The 19,535-nt window shown below is 73.1% G+C and carries 15 protein-coding genes; 6 read left to right on the forward strand and 9 right to left on the reverse strand.

What is annotated here, in order from left to right; genetic code table 11:
• The first annotated feature begins 441 nt into the window (after positions 1–441).
• The 5 genes from ACH34T_RS20735 to ACH34T_RS20755 all read left to right on the forward strand — a co-directional run bounded on the left by ACH34T_RS20735 (position 442) and on the right by ACH34T_RS20755 (position 9,012).
• Positions 442–2,088 carry an AMP-binding protein gene (locus ACH34T_RS20735; protein ID WP_395993826.1) on the forward strand — a complete coding sequence of 549 codons (1,647 nt, stop codon included), beginning with the start codon at positions 442–444 and terminating at the stop codon, positions 2,086–2,088.
• Between the two features lie 83 nt (positions 2,089–2,171).
• Positions 2,172–5,171, forward strand: a complete 3,000-nt coding sequence (locus ACH34T_RS20740; RefSeq protein ID WP_395993827.1) for an AMP-binding protein — start codon at positions 2,172–2,174, stop codon at positions 5,169–5,171.
• A 154-nt stretch (positions 5,172–5,325) separates the two neighbouring features.
• The gene (locus ACH34T_RS20745; RefSeq protein WP_395993828.1) at positions 5,326–6,684 is read left to right on the forward strand and encodes a cytochrome P450; all 1,359 of its coding nucleotides are present in this window, start codon (positions 5,326–5,328) and stop codon (positions 6,682–6,684) included.
• Entirely contained in the window at positions 6,681–7,493 is an 813-nt protein-coding gene (locus ACH34T_RS20750; RefSeq protein ID WP_395993829.1) for an SDR family oxidoreductase, read from the forward strand. Before ACH34T_RS20745 ends, ACH34T_RS20750 begins: the two co-directional genes overlap by 4 nt.
• A gap of 49 nt (positions 7,494–7,542) precedes the next feature.
• Positions 7,543–9,012, forward strand: a complete 1,470-nt coding sequence (locus tag ACH34T_RS20755) for a carboxylesterase/lipase family protein (protein ID WP_395993830.1) — start codon at positions 7,543–7,545, stop codon at positions 9,010–9,012.
• 4 nt (positions 9,013–9,016) lie between these two features.
• On the opposite strand, the gene lhgO is transcribed toward ACH34T_RS20755, so the two are convergent.
• The 3 genes from lhgO to hisN form a co-directional block, all read right to left on the reverse strand.
• Positions 9,017–10,312 carry an L-2-hydroxyglutarate oxidase gene (gene lhgO, locus ACH34T_RS20760; protein ID WP_395993831.1) on the reverse strand — a complete coding sequence of 432 codons (1,296 nt, stop codon included), beginning with the start codon at positions 10,310–10,312 and terminating at the stop codon, positions 9,017–9,019.
• 97 nt (positions 10,313–10,409) lie between these two features.
• Positions 10,410–10,601, reverse strand: coding sequence for a hypothetical protein (locus tag ACH34T_RS20765; RefSeq protein WP_395993832.1), 192 nt, complete (start codon positions 10,599–10,601; stop codon positions 10,410–10,412).
• 164 nt (positions 10,602–10,765) lie between these two features.
• Complete coding sequence (gene hisN, locus ACH34T_RS20770; RefSeq protein ID WP_395993833.1) at positions 10,766–11,569, reverse strand: histidinol-phosphatase; 804 nt, start codon at positions 11,567–11,569, stop codon at positions 10,766–10,768.
• A gap of 179 nt (positions 11,570–11,748) precedes the next feature.
• Between hisN and ACH34T_RS20775 the strand changes: the two genes are divergently transcribed.
• A complete protein-coding gene (locus ACH34T_RS20775) occupies positions 11,749–12,600 on the forward strand; it encodes a hypothetical protein (RefSeq protein ID WP_395993834.1) in 852 nt (283 codons plus the stop codon).
• A 31-nt stretch (positions 12,601–12,631) separates the two neighbouring features.
• Here ACH34T_RS20775 and ACH34T_RS20780 read toward each other — a convergent pair whose 3' ends face one another.
• Genes ACH34T_RS20780 through ACH34T_RS20805 form a run of 6 tightly spaced genes read right to left on the reverse strand, consistent with a single transcriptional unit; the run spans position 12,632 to position 19,494 of the window.
• Positions 12,632–14,125, reverse strand: coding sequence for an FAD-binding oxidoreductase (locus ACH34T_RS20780; RefSeq protein WP_395993835.1), 1,494 nt, complete (start codon positions 14,123–14,125; stop codon positions 12,632–12,634).
• A gap of 5 nt (positions 14,126–14,130) precedes the next feature.
• Complete coding sequence (locus tag ACH34T_RS20785; RefSeq protein ID WP_395993836.1) at positions 14,131–15,744, reverse strand: serine/threonine-protein kinase; 1,614 nt, start codon at positions 15,742–15,744, stop codon at positions 14,131–14,133.
• Positions 15,745–15,792: 48 nt separating this feature from the next.
• A complete protein-coding gene (rsgA, locus tag ACH34T_RS20790) occupies positions 15,793–16,800 on the reverse strand; it encodes a ribosome small subunit-dependent GTPase A (protein ID WP_395994036.1) in 1,008 nt (335 codons plus the stop codon).
• A 17-nt stretch (positions 16,801–16,817) separates the two neighbouring features.
• Positions 16,818–18,116 carry a 3-phosphoshikimate 1-carboxyvinyltransferase gene (gene aroA / locus ACH34T_RS20795; protein ID WP_395993837.1) on the reverse strand — a complete coding sequence of 433 codons (1,299 nt, stop codon included), beginning with the start codon at positions 18,114–18,116 and terminating at the stop codon, positions 16,818–16,820.
• 38 nt (positions 18,117–18,154) lie between these two features.
• Positions 18,155–18,895, reverse strand: coding sequence for an anti-sigma factor family protein (locus tag ACH34T_RS20800; protein ID WP_395993838.1), 741 nt, complete (start codon positions 18,893–18,895; stop codon positions 18,155–18,157).
• The gene (locus tag ACH34T_RS20805) at positions 18,892–19,494 is read right to left on the reverse strand and encodes a sigma-70 family RNA polymerase sigma factor (RefSeq protein ID WP_395993839.1); all 603 of its coding nucleotides are present in this window, start codon (positions 19,492–19,494) and stop codon (positions 18,892–18,894) included. The genes ACH34T_RS20800 and ACH34T_RS20805 overlap by 4 nt, the downstream gene beginning before the upstream one ends.
• Positions 19,495–19,535 lie beyond the last annotated feature (41 nt).

Raw genomic sequence — 19,535 nt, forward strand, 5'->3', positions numbered from 1 at the left:
ATTTACGAGCACGGCGATCATGTGCTCTACCTGGGAGAATACCCAAAGAAAATGGCGTCGCCTGGGGTCGGTTTGAACGCCGCACGCGTCTCATAACCCAGAGGTCGCAGGTTCAAATCCTGCCCCCGCTACGGATCCGGGATCCCCTGGTCGCCGCTTTGCGGCTTCCCGGGGATCCTTCGCTTTTCCCGGGGGGACGACCCCCCGGAACCCCCGTGCCTCCGCCATCCCCCACCCGCCCGCCCCCGGGGCTCCGCCCCTGTCCCCCGGCACCCGGCGGCCGGCCTCCACGCCCCCGGCGCTGCACCTCCTCTTGTGGGACGTCTCCAAACGATCGGCCGGTCTCTTTGCTGATCTGGGCGATTGACTCCGGCGTGGCGTGCTGATGAAGTTACCGGCGAGTCAATGTGGTGACCGCGGGGTCGGGCGAGAGGGATACGGATGGCATCTGGGCTGCGCGATTGGCTGGACGAGCCGAACACCGGACGCGGCGTCCATCTGGCGGCCGATGATGGCGGCTGGGAGTTTCGCGGCTACGGGGAGCTGGCGTCCGGCGCGCGACGCACGGCCGGGGCGCTGATCGAGGAGGGCGTGCGGCCCGGTGATGTCGTGTGTCTCGTTCTGCCCACCGATTTCACCTGCATTGAGACCTACTACGGGGTGTGGGCTGCGGGGGCCACCGTCTGCCTGATCACGCCGCCGTTGTTCCAGGACGGGGACGACTACGTGGCGCACGTCGCGGCGATCCTGCGGCAGGCCGCGCCCGCGCTCGTCATCGCGTCCAAGGACCTGACCGAGTACGCGGGGCGGGCCATGGACGAGGCGGGGATGAGCGGGGAGCCGTGGCAGCCCCGGCAGGCGGGGGAGGCGGCGGTGCGGCCGGTCGGGGAGCTGGCGCTGCTGCAGTTCACGTCCGGGTCCAGCGGGGCGCCCCGCGGGGTGATGGTGACCTGGGAGAACCTGGAGGCCAACACCGAGCTGATCGCGCGGACGGCCGGGTTCGCCGACGACGACTCGGTCGCGTCGTGGCTGCCGCTGTACCACGACATGGGGCTGATCGGGTGCTTCCTGACGCCGATCGCGCGGCAGGCCACGCTGAAGCTGATGCGGCCCGACCACTTCATCCGCGATCCCGCCAGGTGGATCCGGTGCTTCGGGGAGGCGGCGCACACGGCGGCGCCGCCGTTCGCGTACTCCTACTGCGCGCGGCGGGTCAAGCCGGAGCAGCTGGAGGGCGTCGACCTGTCGGGGTGGCGGACCGCGATCGTCGGCGCCGAGCCCATCGACCCGCACGCGCTGGAGATCTTCGCGCAGCTCGTGGAGCCTTTCGGGTTCTCGCGGTCCGCCTACAAGCCCGCCTTCGGGATGGCGGAGACGACGTTGCTGGTCACGATGGACGCGGAGCGTCGTGATCCGCTGGCGGTGCGGCCCGATCCGGAGCGGCTGGCGTTCGGGGAGCCCGTCAGGATCCTGGAGGAGCACACGCTCGGGGCGCGGTCGCGCGGCGCGAAGGCCGGGTGGGTCGTCGGGTGCGGTACGCCGGAGGACGATGTGCCCGTGACGATCGTCGACGATGCCGGGCTGGAGCTGGGCGAGGGGCTGCTCGGAGAGATCGTGGTGGGGGGCGCTTCCGCGTGCCCCGGGTACTACGCGGGGGCTGAGGGCAAATCGACGCGGTTCTCGGGTGGGAAGGTCTTCACCGGGGACGCTGGATTCTTCTATTCGGGGCAGCTGTTCGTGCTCGGGCGGATGGGCGACAGCATCAAGGTCCGCGGCCGGTCCGTGTACGTCGAGGACCTTGAGGCGAAGATCGCCGAGGCGAGCGGGCTCGGGAAGGGGCGGATCGTGGTGGTGAGCGTGCCCGGGGCCGGGCGCAAGGGTCTCGCGCTGTTCGCCGAGACCCGCGACGAGGCGTGGACGGGCGGCATCCGCGAGATGCTGCGCCGCAGGCTCGGCGAGGATGTGGAGCTCACGATCGTGGTGGGCGCGGGGCTGATCCACCGGACGTCCAGCGGGAAGCCGCGCCGCCGCTACATGTGGGAGCGGCTCCGGTCCGGCCAGATGGACGGGGCGCGCATCGTCCCCTGAGCCGGTTTCCGGGCAAGATCGGCTGAATTGCTAAAGGCGGTGACAACAGGACACGATGTCGTTGACGCTGTGAGAGGTCGACGATGCCGGCTGTTGCCAAAACGCTGTTCCGCCTGGGGGCCCGCCTCGGGTCCACCGCCCAGAACGCCTTGGAGGTCGCCCGGTTCGGCGGGTTCGACACCGACGAGGACGCGTCCCCCCGCGAGGTGGTGACCGAGCAGCGGGTGTACCGGCTCCGGCACTACTTCCCGGACGCCGGTGGCGGGCCGGTGATGCTGCTCGTCCCGCCGCTGATGATCACCGCGGAGGTGTACGACATCTCGTCGCGGGTCAGCGCGGTGCGGGTGCTGCGGGACCTCGGCGTCGATCCGTGGGTCGTCGACTTCGGGGCGCCGGAGCGGGAGCCGGGCGGGCTGGAGCGGACGATCACCGACCATGTGCTGGCGGTGAGTGACGCCGTCGACCGGGTCCGGGCGCTGACCGGGCGGGACGTCCACCTCGCCGGGTATTCGCAGGGCGGCATGTTCGTGTACCAGGCGGCGGCGTACCGGCGGAGCGAGGGCGTCGAGTCGGTCGTGACGTTCGGCAGCCCGGCCGACACGAGCGTGGCGCTCCCGTTCGGGTTGCCCGGCTGGCTCGCGTCCGAGGGTGTGGGACGGGTTCCCGACTGGGTTCTCGGCGGGTTCGCCGTGCCTGGGTGGGTGACGCGGCTCGGGTTCCAGCTTCTGAGTCCGGTGAAGTCGGTGCGGTCGCGGGTCGACTTCATCCTGCAGCTGCACGACCGGGAGCGGCTCGCGCCGCGGGAGCGGCAGCGGCGGTTCCTGGAGCGGGAGGGGTGGGTGTCGTGGCCCGGGCCCGCGCTGGCGGAGTTCGTCCGCCAGTTCATCCAGCACAACCGCATGCTCACGGGCGGGTTCGTCATCGGCGACCGGCTCGTCACGCTCGCCGACATCACCTGCCCGGTGCTGACGTTCGTCGGCGAGGTCGACGAGATCGCGCCGCCGCCGATGGTCCGCGGGATCCGGCGGGCGGCGCCGCGCGCCCAGGTGTACGAGGCGTCCCTGCGCGCCGGGCATTTCGGGCTCGTCGTCGGGAGCCTGGCGATCGCGCGGACCTGGCCGGCCGTGGCGGCGTGGGCGAACTGGCGCGCGGGCGAGGGCGGGCTGCCCGACGTTGTCGTGCCTGTCACCGGCGATGAGGAGGCGGCTCCGGCGGGGCTGCCCGGAGGGGCCGCCGGGTACGGGCTCCAGCTCGTGATGGGTGTCGGCGGGAGTGCGGCGCGGTCGGCCTACCGGACGGCGTCGCGGGCGATCCACGGGAGCCGGCAGCTCGGCGGCGAGGCGGCGCAGAACCTTCCGCGGCTGGCGCGGCTGGAGCGCATCCAGTCGGACACGCGCATGTCCATGGGGCTGCTGCTGGACGAGCAGGCCCGCCGGATGCCCGGCGAAGTGTTCTTCCTCTACAAGGGGCGGCCGTACACGCATGACGCCGCCAAGCGGCGCATCGACGCCGTCGTCCGCGGGCTGATCCACATCGGGGTGCGGCGCGGCGACGCGGTCGGCGTGCTGATGGGCACCCGGCCCACCGCGCTCGCGCTCGTCGCCGCGCTCAGCCGGCTGGGCGCGGTCGCGGTGCTGCTGCGTCCCGACGGCGACCTTGCCGCGGAGATGCGGCTCAGCCAGGTGACCCGGGTGATCGCCGATCCGGAGCATGCGGCGCGGGTGGACGGGATGGACGGCGTCGAGGCGTATCTGCTGGGCGGGGCCGGGCGTGGTGACCGCGGGTCGCTGATGGACCGCGGGTCGCTGATGGACATGGAGACCATCGATCCTGAGCAGGTCGACGTGCCCGGGTGGTACCGGGCCAACCCGGGACGGGCCGGTGACCTCGCCTTCGTGGTGTTCCGGGGTGACGGGGAGCAGGTGCGCGCCAGCCGGATCACGAACCGGCGGTGGGCGCTGTCGGCGTTCGGGACGGCGTCGTCCGCGGCGCTGTCGCCGTCCGACACCGTGTACGGCATCACGCCGCTCCAGCATCCGTCCGCGCTGCTGATGAGCATTGGCGGCGCCGTCGCGGGAGGTGCACGGCTCGCGTTGGCGAGTGCCCATCCGATACCCGGGGGGCACAGGGAGATCGACCCGGAGGCGTTCTGGGACGAGGCTCGCCGCTACGGGGTGACCGTCGCGTCCTACACGTGGACGCTGCTGCGCGATCTGGTGGAGGCGCCGCCGGACCCGGCGGAGCGGCACCACGCCGTCCGGCTGTTCATCGGGTCCGGCATGCCGCGCGGCCTGTGGCGGCGCGTCGAGGACCGGTTCGCCCCGGCGCGGGTGCTGGAGTTCTACGCGTCGACGGAGGGCGAGTCCGTCCTGGTCAACCTGAGCGGCAAGAAGCCAGGGTCGCTGGGACGTCCGCTGCCCGGCAGCGCCGAGGTGCGCCTCGCCAGGTACGACCTGGAGAACGGGCGCCTGGACGAGGGTCCTGACGGGCTCGCCGTCGAGTGCGCGCCCGGCGAGATCGGCATGCTGCTCGCCCGCGTGCGGCTCTCCGCGGTCGGCACGGCGGAGCGATGCGTCCGCGGCGTCTTCGCCCCCGAGGACGCCTGGACGATCACCGGCGACCTCTTCCGCCGGGACGCGGACGGCGACTTCTGGCTGGTCGGGCGGGAGGCCGAGCTGATCAGGACGGCGGACGGGATCGTCCCGCCAGGCCCCATCCGGGACGCGCTCGGCGACCTGCCCTATGTCGACACCGTGGCCGTCTACGGGATCCCGGTGGGGGAGACGGAGCTGACCGCGGCCGCGGTGAGCCTGCGCGGCGCCGCCGAGGTGAAACCGCTGGACCTCTCGGAGGCGCTTCTGCGGGTGGAGCCGGGGCTGCGGCCCGCGGTCGTCCGGGTCGTGGACGAGGTCCCCGTCACGGCCGGGCGGCGCCTGCGGACGGCGCCGCTGCGGGACGAGGGCATCCCCGCCGCCGGTGAGGGCATGGCCTACTACCGCGACAAGGCGGGCGCGTACCGTCCGTTGACGGACGCGGCCAGGCGGCGGCTCCTCAAGGCGCCGCCCGCCCGCGAGGCACGCTGACCGGGGAGCCCGCTGACCGGGGAGCCCGCTGACGGGGGAGCCTGCTGACGGGGGAGTCACAAGTCATGAGCGGTAAGTCTGGACTTACATTCACTCGCTGCGTTACAACAAGGCGACAGATACCGATCATCTGTCGCGCGCGTCCGGAGGTGTCATGACGAGGGTCCTCGCGCCGCCGCCGGAGGGCAGCGGCCTGAAGGCGGTCCCCGGGGTGGGCGGCGTCCCGTACATCGGAAGCACCATCGCCGTGATGCGGAACCCGATCGGGACCGCCCGCAAGCGGTACGCCGCGCACGGGCGGATCTCCTGGGGCTGGCTGCTCGGGCAGCGGACGGTCACCGTCCACGGGCCTGAGGGCGCCGAGGTCGTCCTGGTCAACCGGGACAAGGCGTTCGCGAGCGGCCCAGCGTGGAGCTACTTCATCGGCCCGTTCTTCAGCCGCGGCATCATGCTCCTGGACTTCGAGGAGCATCTCCACCACCGGCGCATCATGCAGCAGGCGTTCACCCGTCCCCGCCTGCGCGCCTACATGGCCGCGATGGCGCCCGGCATCGTCGAGGGCCTCGACGCGTGGGAGCCGGGCGACGGCTTCAGGGTGTACGACCACGTCAAGCAGCTCACGCTCGACCTCGCCGCGGACGTGTTCATGGGCGTCGAGCTGGAGGACGCTGAGCGCGCGCGGGTGAACGGCGCGTTCATCGACGCCGTCCGGGCCGGGACGGCGTACGTGCGCTTCCCCGTCCCCGGGCTGCGCTGGCGCCGCGGCCTCCAGGCCCGCAAGGCGCTGGAGGAGTTCTTCCACCGGCACCTCCCCGCCAAGCGCCGCGACGGCGGCGACGACCTGTTCGCCGCGCTCTGCGCGGCGGAGTCCGACGACGGGCAGCGGTTCACCGACGAGGACGTCGTCAACCACATGATCTTCGCGTTGATGGCGGCGCACGACACGACGACCATCACGCTGACGTCGATGGCGTACTACCTCGCCAAGCACCCCGAATGGCAGGAGCGGCTCCGGGACGAGTCGCTCGCCCTCGGCAACTCCGGGCTCGACTACGCCGATCTGGACGCCCTCACCGGCATGGACATGGTGATGAAGGAGTCCATGCGGATGATCACGCCCGTTCCGGCGCTGCCGCGCAAGGTCGTCAAGGACACCGCCATTCTCGGCCACCACGTCCCCGCCGGGACGACCGTCGTGGTCCCGATGCTCAGCAACCACCGCATGGCCGACTGGTGGCCCGACCCGGACGCGTTCGACCCCGGGCGGTTCTCCGCGGAACGCCACGAGGACAAGGTCCACAAGTACGCGTGGTCGCCGTTCGGCGGCGGCGCGCACAAGTGCATCGGGATGTACTTCGCCGGGATGCAGGTGAAGTCGATCCTGCACCAGGTGCTGCTGAGGTACCGCTGGAGCGTCCCGGCGCGGTACGAGCTGCCCCTGGACACCACGTCACTGCCGTCGCCGAAGGACGGCCTCCCCGTCCGCCTCGACCGTCTGGAGCAGAGCCGATGAGCAAGACCGTCGCGATCACCGGGGCCGCGCGCGGCATCGGCCTCGCCACCGCCCGCGCGCTGAAGGCCAAGGGCGCGACCGTCGTCATCGGCGACATCGACGAGGCGGCCGTCGCGGAGGCGGCCGAGTCGCTCGGCGTCACCGGCCGCCCCTTGGACGTGACGTCCCGCGCCGCGTTCGCCGCGTTCCTGGACGCGGCCGAGGAGTCCGCCGGGCCGCTCGACGTGGTGATCAACAACGCCGGGATCATGCCGATCGGGCCGGTCACGGACGAGAGCGACGCCGACGCCCGCCGCTGCCTCGACATCAACGTGCACGGCGTGATGCTCGGCACCAAGCTCGCCCTCGACCGGATGCTGCCGCGCGGGCGGGGGCACGTCATCAACATGGCGTCGCTGGCCGGCGTCACCTACACGCCAGGCCTGGCGCTCTACAACGCCAGCAAGGCAGCCGTCATCGCGTTCACCGAGGCGACGCGGCTGGAGGTGCGGGGCAGGGGCGTGCAGGTCAGCGCCGTCCTGCCGACGTTCACCAACACCGAGCTGATCGCCGGGACGCGCAGCCCCAGGGGCCAGCGGAACTGCGAGCCCGAGGAGATCGCCGCCGCCGTGGTGGAGCTGATCGGCCGGCCGCGGCCGCAGGTCGTCGTCCCGAAGCGGCTCGGGCGGCAGGTCAGGCTCGGCACGCTGTTCCCCGACCGGCTCAGGCAGGCCATCGCGCGCCGCTACGGCCTCGACACGATCTTCCTCGACTTCGACCCGGACGCGCGGAAGGCCTACGACACCCGCATCCGCACCGCCCGCCCCTGACCCGTAGTCTCGACTGCGTCGAACTTCGTTCTAGAACCGGAGGCGCGCCATGGCGGGGCGGGGGACGGTCGTCCAGACGGCCCACGGGAAGGTCCGCGGCACGACCAGGGACGGCGTCACCGCGTTCCTCGGCATCCCCTACGCGGCGCCGCCGTTCGGCCCGAACCGCTTCCGGCCGCCGCGCCCGCCGGAGCCCTGGGACGGGGTCCGCGACGCCGACGAGTACGGTCCGACCGCTCCCAAGCCCGGCTACCCCCACCCCTACAGCAGGCTCCTGCACGACCCGGACATCCCGGGCGACGACTGCCTCAACCTCAACGTCTGGACGCCCGGCGGCCAGGGCCTGCCGGTCATGGTGTGGATCCACGGCGGCGCGTTCCGCAACGGGTCCGGCGCGATCCCGGTCTACGACGGCCGCAACTTCGCCCGCGACGGCGTCGTCTGCGTGACGATCAACTACCGGCTCGGCGTTGAGGGCTTCGCCAATCTGCCCGGCGCGCCGCTGAACCGGGGGCTGCGCGACCAGATCGCCGCGCTGGAATGGGTCCGCGACAACATCGCGGGCTTCGGCGGCGACCCGGACCGCGTCACCGTGTTCGGCGAGTCGGCGGGCGGGATGAGCGTCACCACGCTGCTCTCCCTCGACCTCGGGCTCTTCGGCCGCGCGATCGCGCAGAGCGGCGCCGGCGCCATCGCGCAGGACCCGGCCGACGCCATGCTCGTCACCGAGGAGATGGCCGCGCGCCTCGGCGTGGAGCCGACGGCCGAGGGGTTCGCGGCGCTCGACCCGGCCGTGATCATTCCCGTCCAGTCCGCGGTCGCCGCCGAGGTCGCCGCGCTGCCCGACCCGGGCCGGTGGGGCGCGACCACGGCGGCGGGCGCCATGTCGCTGACCCCGGTCCTGGACGGCGACCTCCTGCCCCGCAGGCCCGAGGACGCCATCGCGGACGGCGCCGGCGGCGACGTCGACCTGCTCATCGGCTACACGGCGGAGGAGTTCCGGTTCTTCCTGATGCCGTCCGGGCTCGCCGCGGAGATCACGGAGGAGCTTGTCGGGCTCGTCACCGCGGGCATGGGCGTCCCGGCGGGGCTGCCCGCCGCCTACCGCGACCGCCATCCTGGCCTGACGCCAGGTGAGCTGATGGCCACGATCCTCACCGACAGCATGTTCCGCGTCCCGGCGAACAGGGCCGCCGCCGGGCACGCCGCGTCCGGCGGCCGGACCTGGATGTACGAGTTCGCCTGGCCGTCGCCCACGCTCGGCTTCGGCGCGTGCCACGCGCTGGAGCTCGGCTTCGTGTTCGACAACCTCACCGGGGAGCCCGGCGGCCTCGCCGGTCCGAACCCGCCGCAGGAGCTCGCCGACCGGATGCACCGCGCCTGGGTCGACTTCGCCGTCCGCGGCGACCCCGGCTGGCCGCGGTTCGACCCATCCGCCCGCGCGGTCAAGGTCTTCGACGCACCGGACGACGAGGTCGTCGGCGACCCTCACGGCGACGACCGCAAGCTCTGGGACTGACCCGCTAGATCCGCGCGACCAGGTGCTCCGCGATCGCCAGGGACGACGTCGCGGCCGGAGAAGGGGCATTCCGGACGGTCACCACCACCCCGTCCTCCAGCCCCCGCCCACCGCCATTCAACGGACCAGCTCCGCTCGGCAGCCCGTCCTCCAGCCCCCGCCCACCACCATTCAACGGACGAGCTCCGCTCGGCAGCCCGACTCGTCCGATGCGGAAGTCGTCCACGAGGGAGCCGTCGGGGTCGACGGCCTGCGCGCGCACCCCGGCGGGCGCCGGGACGACGTCCGCCGCCGTCAGGGCGGGCACGAAGCTCCGCGCCTCGGCGACGAACGCGCGCTTCACCGCCGACCCGTACAGCTCCTTCAGACCCGTCCGCCAATGCTCGCGGACCAGGCGGCGGAAACCGGGCCACCGGACGGTCTCCCACACGTCCGCCGGACGGATGTCACGCCACCGGTACCCCTCCCTGGCCAGGGCCAGGACGGCGTTCGGGCCGATGTCCACGCCGCCGTCCACGCGGCGCGTGAAGTGCACGCCGAGGAACGGATAACGCGGGTCGGGCACGGGATAGATCAGCCCGCGGACGAGATCCGTCCGGGACGGGACCAGCCGGTAGTACTCGCCGCGGAACGGGACGATCGCCGGTGCCGGACTGTCTCCGGCCAGGCGCGCCACCCGGTCGGAGTGCAGGCCCGCGCACACCACCAGCCTGTCGAAGGTCAGCTCGTCCTCTGGTGACGCGACCGCGACACGGTCGCCCCGCCGGGCCAGCCGGACGACCTCGAAACCGAGCCTGACCTCGCCGCCCGCCTTCACCACGTCGTCGGCGAACGCCCGCGCCACCGCCGGGAAGTCGACGATCGCGGTGGTGGGGGAGTGCAGCGCGGCGACCCCGGCGGCGTGCGGTTCGATCTCGCGCAGCCCGCCGCCCGCCAGCCGCCGCAGGCCCGGCACTCCGTTCGCGGTCGCGCGGCGCTCGATCTCGTCCAGGGCGGGCAGTTCGGCGGCGTCGCGCGCCACGACGATCTTGCCGCACTCCGTGTAGGGGAGGTTCCGGTCGGTGCAATATTCCTTCAGCAGGCCGATGCCGCGCCTGCACAGGGTCGCCTTCAGCGAACCCGGCGCGTAGTAGAGGCCCGCGTGGGCGACGCCGCTGTTGCGGCCCGTCTGATGGGCCGCGACACAGTCCTCCTTGTCGAGGACGGTGACCTTCACGTCCGGGCGCGTCTCCGCCAGGCGGCGCGCTACCGCCAGCCCGAGGATGCCCGCGCCGACCACGCCGACCTGCACGTCCGCCACCCCCGCACCCTAGCGGGGACGCGGCGCCCAGCCCCGCAGGCTCAGTTCCGCAGACTCAGTTCCGCGGGCTCAGCTCCGTAGGCTCGGCTCCGCGGGTTCAGCTTCCGAGGCGCTTGCGGCCCTGCGAGCGCACGCGCTTGCGCTGGGACGGGTCGAGCATCAGGTAGCCGACGACCGGCGTCCCGAGCACCCCGAGGATGATCAGCGCGGTCAGCCACCACGGAAAGATCCACAAGGTCAGCAACCCGACGACGACGCCGCCGATCACGAACTTTGTCCGGGTCGACATCTGGTACCTCCGTTAACTGGCCGCCCCTGCCATCAGTGGCCGCCCATTTGTACAACGACCGCCCCGCGACCGCTGTTCCACGATATGTCGCGAGTCGGCCGATGGCCACAAAGATCTTCCGGGAGCGGGGTCGGCCGCGCAAGGAGGGTGGGCGAGGAGGGCGGTCAGATGCGCAAGGAGAGCTGGCCCCCGCCGAGGGTGCGCAGGACCTCGGCGTGCAGCTTGCCGTTCGTGCAGACGACGCTGCCGCCGTCCGGGCCCGGGACGCCGGACAGGTCGGTGAACATCCCGCCCGCCTCCTCCACGATGACCTGGAGCGCGGCGAGGTCCCACAGCGACACCTCGGGCTCGGTGGAGATGTCGATCGCGCCCTCGGCGACCATCATGTGCGACCAGAAGTCGCCGAACGCCCGCGTCCGCCACACCTCGCGGGTCAGGTCGATGAACCGGCTGAGGCGGCCCTGCTCCTCCCAGCCGCTGAGGCTGGAGTACGACAGCGACGCGTCCGCCATCGAGGTCACCGACGACACGGTCATCCGGGTCGCGCGGGTCAGGCTGCGGCCCGTCCAGGAGCCGCCGCCGCGCGCCGCCCACCAGCGCCGTTGCAGCGCGGGCGCCGACACGACCCCGACGACGATCTCCTCGTTCTCCATCAGCGCGATCAGCGTCGCCCACACCGGGACGCCCCGGACGAAGTTCTTCGTCGCGTCGATCGGGTCGATGATCCAGCAGCGGTTCCCGAACCCGGTCCTGCCGTACTCCTCGCCGAGCACCGCGTCGCGCGGGCGGGCCCGCTTCAGCGTGCCGCGGATCTGCTCCTCGACGCTGCGGTCGGCGTCGCTGACCGGCGTCAGGTCCGGCTTGGTCTCGATGGCGAGATCGAGGGCACGGAAACGCCTGGTCGTGATGTCGTCGGCCCCGTCCGCCAGCACATGCGCGAGACGAAGGTCATCGGAATAGCCCGCCACGGCGTGCAACGCTACCCTGATCACGCCCCGTCCAGACACACTTACCCGGCCGATCCGGCTTTTCGGTCGTCCCGGTGAGGCGCGCGGGGGGCGTCACCGGCCCGTCTCTTGTGGAGGGACGACTCCACACACCCCCGGAATGGCCGGTGCCGCGGCCCCGGTGATGGCAGCATGGCCCCATGGCCCACGACCTTCCCACCTGGGTGGCCGAGCTGACCGACCCCCGCCGGGCCGAAACGCTCGACGAGCTCGCCGACCGCCTCGTCCCGCTGGCCGAGCACGCGATCGACGTGTCACGGCGGCTGCAGGCACAGCTCAACGAGCTCAACGACCCGTTCAAGCGCGAGGCCCTCTACGGGCGCGTGGAACGGCTGAAGGCCCGCGTCGGCGAGGCCCTGGAGGAGATCACGGCGGAGATCGCCGCGTCCGGGGAGGAGCGCATCGAGCGCGTCGTGGCCGACTGCACGGAACGGGCCGGGCCCGGCGAGCGCGGCGCGCGGGAGCGCGAGGTGCGGCGCAGGCTGGACCGTGACATCGTCCCGGTGCTGTCCAAGCGGCAGCAGGACGTCGCCGAACGGGTCGCCGAACGCACGTCCACGGCCCTGGAGGCCGCGACGCAGACGCTGCTGACCCGCGTCGAGGAGCTGGCGAAGGCCGTCACCGACCTGATCCACGACGTGCTGCCGCTGGCCCGGGAGGGGCTGACGCTCGCCAGCCGCATCTCGACGCTGTCCGGCCACGCCCGCAAGGCGGGGCGGGGGCCGGTTCCGGACGACCTCAAGGACGCGGGAGCCGAGACGGCCCGGGCGTTCGACGAGGCCGTCGCGCGGCTTGAGCTGGAATGGGCCGCGCTCGGCGCCCGCTCGGCGAGCGTGCGGGCGGCGCTGCGCGGGGCGGAGGAGAGCGCGTTCAGCTGGGTCACCGAGGAGATGACCCGCTGCGTGGAGGAACTCGCGCCCGAGCACGTCAAGGCGCTGAACGAGGCCGAGGCCAGGGCGCGCAGCCTGTTCGAGGAGCCGTCGAGCGGCTGACCGTCGGGCGGCTGACCCGAGCGGGTGGCGGCTAGAGCGCCTGGGGGAAGTGGAACAGTCTTTCGGGGTCGTGGGCGGCCTTGGTCTTTCTGAGACGGTCCAGGTTGGGGCCGTAGTAGGCGCTCGCCCAGCCCTTGAGGTCGGGGTCTAGGTAGTTCACGTAGGCGGCGCCGCCCATGGACGGCTCCATCGCCGCGTGCGTGGCGCGCAGCCAGGCGTCGTCCGGTGCCAGGTACTGGACGCAGAACAACGCCTTCCTGTGCGGGAAGGCGGTGTCGCCCGGGCCTATGCGCGCCATCGCGCCGCCCATGGCGTCCATCAGGACGGACCGGTTCTGGACGCCGTTGCCCTTGCCGAAGCGGTCGAGCAGGGCGTTGATGGCCGCGTCGGGCAGGGGCTTGTAGGCGATGTGGGATTTTCCGGCGTAGTCCGTCCTGGGGAATGCGCCGTTGGGGTGCTGGCCTGGCAGCGTGCCTTGTCCGTGGCATTGCTCGACGGTCTGTCCCGCGCATCCGCCCATGAATTTCATGGCGTCCAGGTGGGGGCGGGTCTGGGCGGTGGACGACGACGGGTCCGCGCCGGTCGCGGCCGTCAGCGCGTCCATGTGGCCGGTGGCGTCGCCGAGCGCCACACCGATGACCTCGATGCTGGGGGTCGCCTGGGCGGGCTGCGTGTCGAGGTGCAGGCCCGTCCAGACCTCGTCGGGCGCGGCCGGAGCCCAGCGCTGCCAGCCGCGGATCACGTCGGCCGCATCCGGCCAGGGCCAGCGCACGCTGAACGGCGTGACGTCACCGGCCTCGTGCGTGCGGAACGTGAACGAGACCGCGGCGCCGAAGTTGCCGCCGCCCCCGCCCCGGCACGCCCAGAACAGGTCCTTGTTCTGGTCGGCGTCGCAGGTCAGGAGGCGTCCGTCCGCCGTGACGACCTGGACCGACTCCAGGGCGTCGCACGCCAGCCCGTACGCGCGGGACGTCACGCCGATCCCGCCGCCCAGCGTCAGCCCCGCCACGCCGACCGTCGGGCAGCTCCCGGCCGGGACGCTCACGCCGTGCTCGGCGAGCCCGGCGTACAGGTCGATCAGCCGTGTCCCGGCGCCCACCGCCGCCCGGCCGCCGTCGAGCTTCACCGTGTCCATCGGAGAGACGTCGATGACCAGACCCGGGCCCGTCGACCAGCCCGCGTAGCTGTGGCCGCCGCAGCGCACCGCGACCGGCATCCGCCGCAGCGTCGCGAACGCGATGCATTCGGACACGTCCTGCGGCGTCTCGCAATACGCGACGCCCGCGGGCCTGCTGCCGTCGTAGCGCGGGATGAAGAGGCGCCGGGCCTGCGCGTACGCGGCGTCGGACGGGCGGATCAGCGTCCCGTCCAGGCCGCGTTCGAGCGCGTTCCAGTCGGCGGGGCCGGTCGGACGCGACGGCCGGGCGGGGAGATCCGCGGACGGCTTCTCCTCGGAGCATCCGGCCGCGGCCAGAGTGCCGAGGATGGCCGCCTTCTTGAGCGCCGCCCGCCTATCCATGGACATCGGCCTCAGGGGGTCCTTCGCAGCGTGTTGAGGAACGTCGTGTAGGCCGGGACGGCCACTTCCCAGTACTTCTGGTCGGCGAAGATGACGAACTGATAGATGGCGCCGTCGAACCTGAACACCCGGATGCGGGTCCGACTGGGGTTGTCGTTCTTGATGAAGCTGAACTGGGCTTCGGCGGCCGTGCCTCCCTGGTAGGGGACGTTGCGGTCGAAACTCTCCTGCTTGAACCCGGGGTACTGGCGGGTGTCCGCCTTGATGTTGGCCAGCGCGGCGGCGAGACCGTCTCCCGGGTCGGCGGACTCGGTGTTCGCGATGCGCCCGATCACCATGCCCAGGGTCACCCCCTTGGCCGGATCTACGAACTGCACTTGGTCGCCCGAGGGCTCGTTCGTCCAGCCCTGCGGGACCGCCGCGATGAAGTCCGCCGCCCGGTACAGGCGGTATCCGGAGGGCAGGGCGCCGTTCGTCTGCGACGGCGGGGAAGACGTCGCCCCGGCCCTCGATCCTGCCGAAGGCGCGGACGGGTTGCCGGTGTCTCCGTCGTCGCCGGTGATGAACACCACGACCGTGATGACGGCGGCGACCAGCACGGCCGCGAAGATCCCGGCCGGGATGATCAGCGGCCAGGGCGGGCGTCGCGGCCGCGACGGGCCGAACGTGGGCGACGTCGTCCCCGGAGGCCCGGCCCCGGTCGTCGGTGCCGGGGACGGCGGCAGCGTCACGTTGTGCGGCGCCACCGGCGGGGGAGGCGGCGGGACGTGGGCGGCGCCCTGCGCGATCTGGCGGAGCAGCCGTCCCACATCGTCATAGCTCATCCGCTGGTCGGGGTCCTTGCGGAGCAGCCCGTGCAGGACGGGGGTGAGGGGCCCGGCGAGCTGAAGCGGGTCGGGGTCGTCGGACAGGACGGCGGCCATCACGCCCCACACGTCCGGCCGCTTGAACGGGGGCCGGCCCTCGACGGCGGCGTACAGCGTCGCGCCGAGCGACCACAGGTCGGACGCCGGGGTCGCCTTCTGATGGCGTGCCTGCTCGGGCGCCAGATAGGAGGGCGACCCGACGATCGCGCCCGCCTGGGTGAGGGTCTCGTCGCCGGCGACGGTCGCGATGCCGAAGTCGGTGAGGACGGCCCGTTCCCCTGTGGGGGGACGACCCCCCGCACCCCCCGGAACGGCCTCTGCCGCCGGCAGCAGCACGTTCCCGGGTTTGACGTCGCGGTGCACGACCCCGGCGGCGTGCGCGGAGCGCAGCGCGTCCAGCAGGTCGGCGCCGATCGCGGCGACCCGGACCGGCGGCAGCCGCCCCTCCCGCGCGATGACCTTGTCGAGGCTCTCGGCCCGGACGAGCTGCATCACGATCCAGGGCCGGCCGTCCTCCTCGACGACGTCGTGGACGGTCACGATGCCGGGATGGTCCAGCCGCGCCGCCGACCGCGCCTCCCGGAACGTCCGCGCGTACGTCCGCTCGACCTGCGCCTCGTCCAGCCCCGCCGGCAGCGACACCTCCTTGATCGCCACCTCGCGGCCGAGCGTACGGTCGCGGGCCCGCCACACGGCGCCCATCCCGCCGCGCCCGAGCATCTCGACGAGCTCGTAGCGCGCTGCGATCGTCCGAACCATGGGGACGACGATACCGACGCAAGACGGGACGAGTCCCGGCTTACGGTGCTACTCGGCGTCCCCTTCGCGGCTTGCCAGGAGGCGGCGCAGCGAGTCAAGCCGGGCGCGGCTGGCGTGGCCGTCGCGCACCCACCCGTCGAGCCCGCAGCTCTCCTGCAGGTGGTCGCAGTGCGGGGGGCAGCGCTCGGCGGCGCCTTCGGCCAGGTCCTCGAACGCGTTGATCACGTTCTCGGGTTCGACGTGCGCGAGGCCGAAGCTCCGCACGCCCGGGGTGTCGATGATCCAGCCGTCGCCGCCCGGCAGCTCCAGTGCGATCGCCGACGACGACGTGTGCCGGCCCCGTCCGGTGACCGCGTTGACCTCGCTGACGGCCCGTTCCGCGTCCGGGACGAGCGCGTTGACCAGCGTCGACTTGCCGACGCCCGAATGCCCGACGAGGACGCTCGTCCGCCCGGACAGGTGGCCGCGCAGCTCGTCCAGGTCGCCGCCGCGGCGCGTCACCACGTAGGGGACGCCGAGCGGCGCGTACTCGGCGACCAGGTCGGCGGCGTCGGCGAGGTCGGCCTTGGTGAGGCAGAGCAGCGGCTCCATCCCGGCGTCGTACGCGGCGACGAGCTGCCGGTCGATCATCCGGGGGCGGGGCTCCGGGTCGGCGAGGGCGGTGACGATCGCGAGCTGGTCGGCGTTCGCGACGACGATCCGCTCGAACGGGTCGGTGTCGTCGGCGGTGCGGCGCAGCGACGACGTCCGCGGCTCGACCCGGACGATGCGGGCCAGCGTGTCGGCGTCGCCTGACACGTCCCCGACGAGCGCCACCCGGTCGCCGACGACGACGCCCTTGCGGCCCAGCTCGCGGGCGCGCATCGCGGTCACGGCGCGCTCGTCGGCGGTGCCCGGGTCGACGAGGCAGCGGTACCGGCCCCGGTCCACCGCGGTGACGAACCCGGACGAGGCGTCCGCGTGCGCGGGACGGCGGCGGGTGCGCGGGCGCGACCCGCGGCGCCCGGGCCGCACCCGGACGTCGTCCTCGTCGTAGTCCTGCGTTCGTCGTGCCAGTGGTCCGGTCCCTGCGCTCAGGCGGGCGCCGCCATCGGCGCCCACAGCTCGGTGAAGTTCGGAAGAGTCTTGCCCACGGTGCCCGGGTTCTCCACCTCGATGCCGGGAACGGCCAATCCGAGCATGGCCGCCGCCATCACCATCCGGTGGTCGTCGTAGGTGCGGAACACGCCGCCGCGCAGCGGACGCGGGTTGATCTCCAGGCCGTCCGGGAGCTCCCGGACGTCGCCGCCCAGCCCGTTGATCTCGGTGACCAGCGCCGCGAGCCGGTCGGTCTCGTGGCCGCGCAGGTGCGCGATGCCCGTCAGCCTGGACGGCGAGTCCGCCAGCGCGGCGAGGGCCGCGAGCACGGGCGTCAGCTCGCCGACCTCGTGCAGGTCGGCGTCCAGGCCCTGGAAGCCGCCGGAGCCGCCGGAGCCGCCGGAGCCGCCGGAGCCGCGCACGGTGAGGCCGTCCGGGCCGTGGGTGACGCCCGCGCCCATCTGGGCGAGGAGCCCGCGCAGCGCGTCGCCGGGCTGGGTCGTCTCGCCGGGCCAGCCGGGCACGGTGACGCGGCCGCCGGTGACGAGCGCGGCGCCGAGGAACTGCGCCGCGTTCGACAGGTCCGGCTCGATCACCCGCTCGCCGCCGCGCAACGGGCCCGGCGCGACCCGCCACAGGTCGTGCTCCGTCTCGACGGACGCGCCCGCGTCCCGCAGCATCTGGACGGTCATCGCCAGATGCGGCGCCGACGGCACCGGCGGGCCCTCGTGCCTGACCTCCACGCCCTTCTCGAAGCGCGGCGCGGCCAGCAGCAGCCCCGACACCAGCTGCGACGACCCGGACGCGTCGATCACGACCCGTCCGCCGTTCACCGCCCCCGTCCCGCGGACGGTGAACGGGAGCGCGCCTCGCCCGCCGTCGTCGATGACGGCGCCGAGCGCCCGCAGCGCGGTGATGATCGGGCCCATCGGACGCTCCCTGGCGCGCGGGTCGCCGTCCACCGCCACCTCGCCGGACGCCAGCGCCGCGACGGGCGGCAGGAACCGCATCACCGTCCCGGCGAGGCCCACGTCCACCCGGGCGGGGCCCGCCAGCTCGCCCGGAACGACCTGCCAGTCGGCGAAGTCCTCGCCGATGCCCACGCCCAGCGCGCGGAGCGCGTCCGCCATCAGCTCGGTGTCGCGGCTGTGCAGCGGCCGGATGATGCGGGACGGCGCGTCGGCGAGCGCGGCCAGGATCAGCGCCCGGTTCGTCATCGACTTCGACCCGGGCAGCGGGACGACGGCGTCCACCGGGGCATGGGCGACCGGGGCGGACCAGTGCGGAGAGGGCATGCCCCAAGGCTATCCGGCCGGGCCCGCCGTCCCGATGATCACAGGGGGATGGTCAGCAGCGTCCCGCCGCCGTCGAGGCGCACCTCGAAACGGCTGATCTCCGGACGGGTGAGCCCCGTCCCGCCCTGCATGACGAGCGGCTTCGGCTGCCCCGGCACCCCGTACCCCTTGTCCGGGACGCGCCAGCCCGCGACGACGCTGCGCTCACCGTCCCGGGACACGGCCTCCAGGTGACACCTCAGCGGACCCTCGATGCCGTACAGCTCCAGGCTGACCTGCGTACCCCAGCCCTTGTCGACCAGGCCGACGGTGCCGGACGCGCCCGTCTCCGGGTTCGTCCTCGTGAACCGCTCACCGGTGACGGGCGGCGCCGGATCCGGGGTGGTGCCGTCGTCCAGCACCGTCCCCACGCCGATTCCCGCGACCAGCGCGCCTGCGGCGGCAGCGGTCCCGACGACGAGGACCGCGCGGCGGGACCGCCGGTCGGCCCGCCGCCTGCGGCGCATCATGTCGATCACCGCCGCCGGAGGTGCGGACGGCTCGTCCTCGCCCTCCGCCACCACCTCCGCCTCCCCGAGCGCGGACTCCCCGAACGCGGACTCCCCGAACGCGGACTCCCCGAGCGCGGAGAGGACCCCCGCCGTTCCCGACATCTCCCTCAGCTCGGCCTGGCACGCCCCGCACCCGCGCAGATGCGCCTCGAAGGCCCGCCGGTCGCCCTCTTCGAGAAGCCCCAGCGCGTACGCGCCGACGTCGGTGTGCGCGACCTGGGAGCTCATGACGTCACCCCCCTCTCCTCCAAGGCGACGCGCAACGCGCGCAACGCGTAGTAGACGCGGGACTTGACCGTCCCCACCGGGATGCCGAGGTGCTCGGCGGCCTGGTTGACCGTCCGGTCGCGGAGCACCGTCTCCGTCAGCGCCTGCCGGTGCGCCGGGGACAGCGACTCCAGCGCCTCCGTCACGACGACCTTGCGCAGCAGCCCGTCCAGCTCGTCCGCCATCGGCAGGTTCTCCAGGGGGCCGTCGCCGACCTCCGGCGGCCGGACCTCGCGATGCCGCCGGTTGTCGATCACGATACGCCGGGAGACCGTGGCCAGCCACGGCATCAGCGAGGACGTGCGGTCGTCGAGCCGGTCCGCGCTGCGCCATGCCCGGATCATGGTCTCCTGCACCACGTCCTCGGCCCACGGGCGGTCGCCGCCGGTCAGCCGGAGGACGAACGCGAGGAGCGGCCGGTGGTACTCGCGGTAGAGCTCGGCGACGATGTCCTCGTCGCGCACCGCCCTGTCATGCTCGGCGGGCCGTGCCCCGCCGGGGCGGCGGAGCAGGCTCCGCAACCCGCCGGTCTGGCGACCGGTCGATCCGGGAACTGCCATGGCCGGGGCGTCTCCGTCGTGCAGGTGTACGGGGGTCACCA

Origin of the sequence: Actinomadura sp. 9N215, assembly GCF_044326345.1 — a bacterium.
In the GTDB taxonomy this organism is placed as follows: domain Bacteria; phylum Actinomycetota; class Actinomycetes; order Streptosporangiales; family Streptosporangiaceae; genus Spirillospora.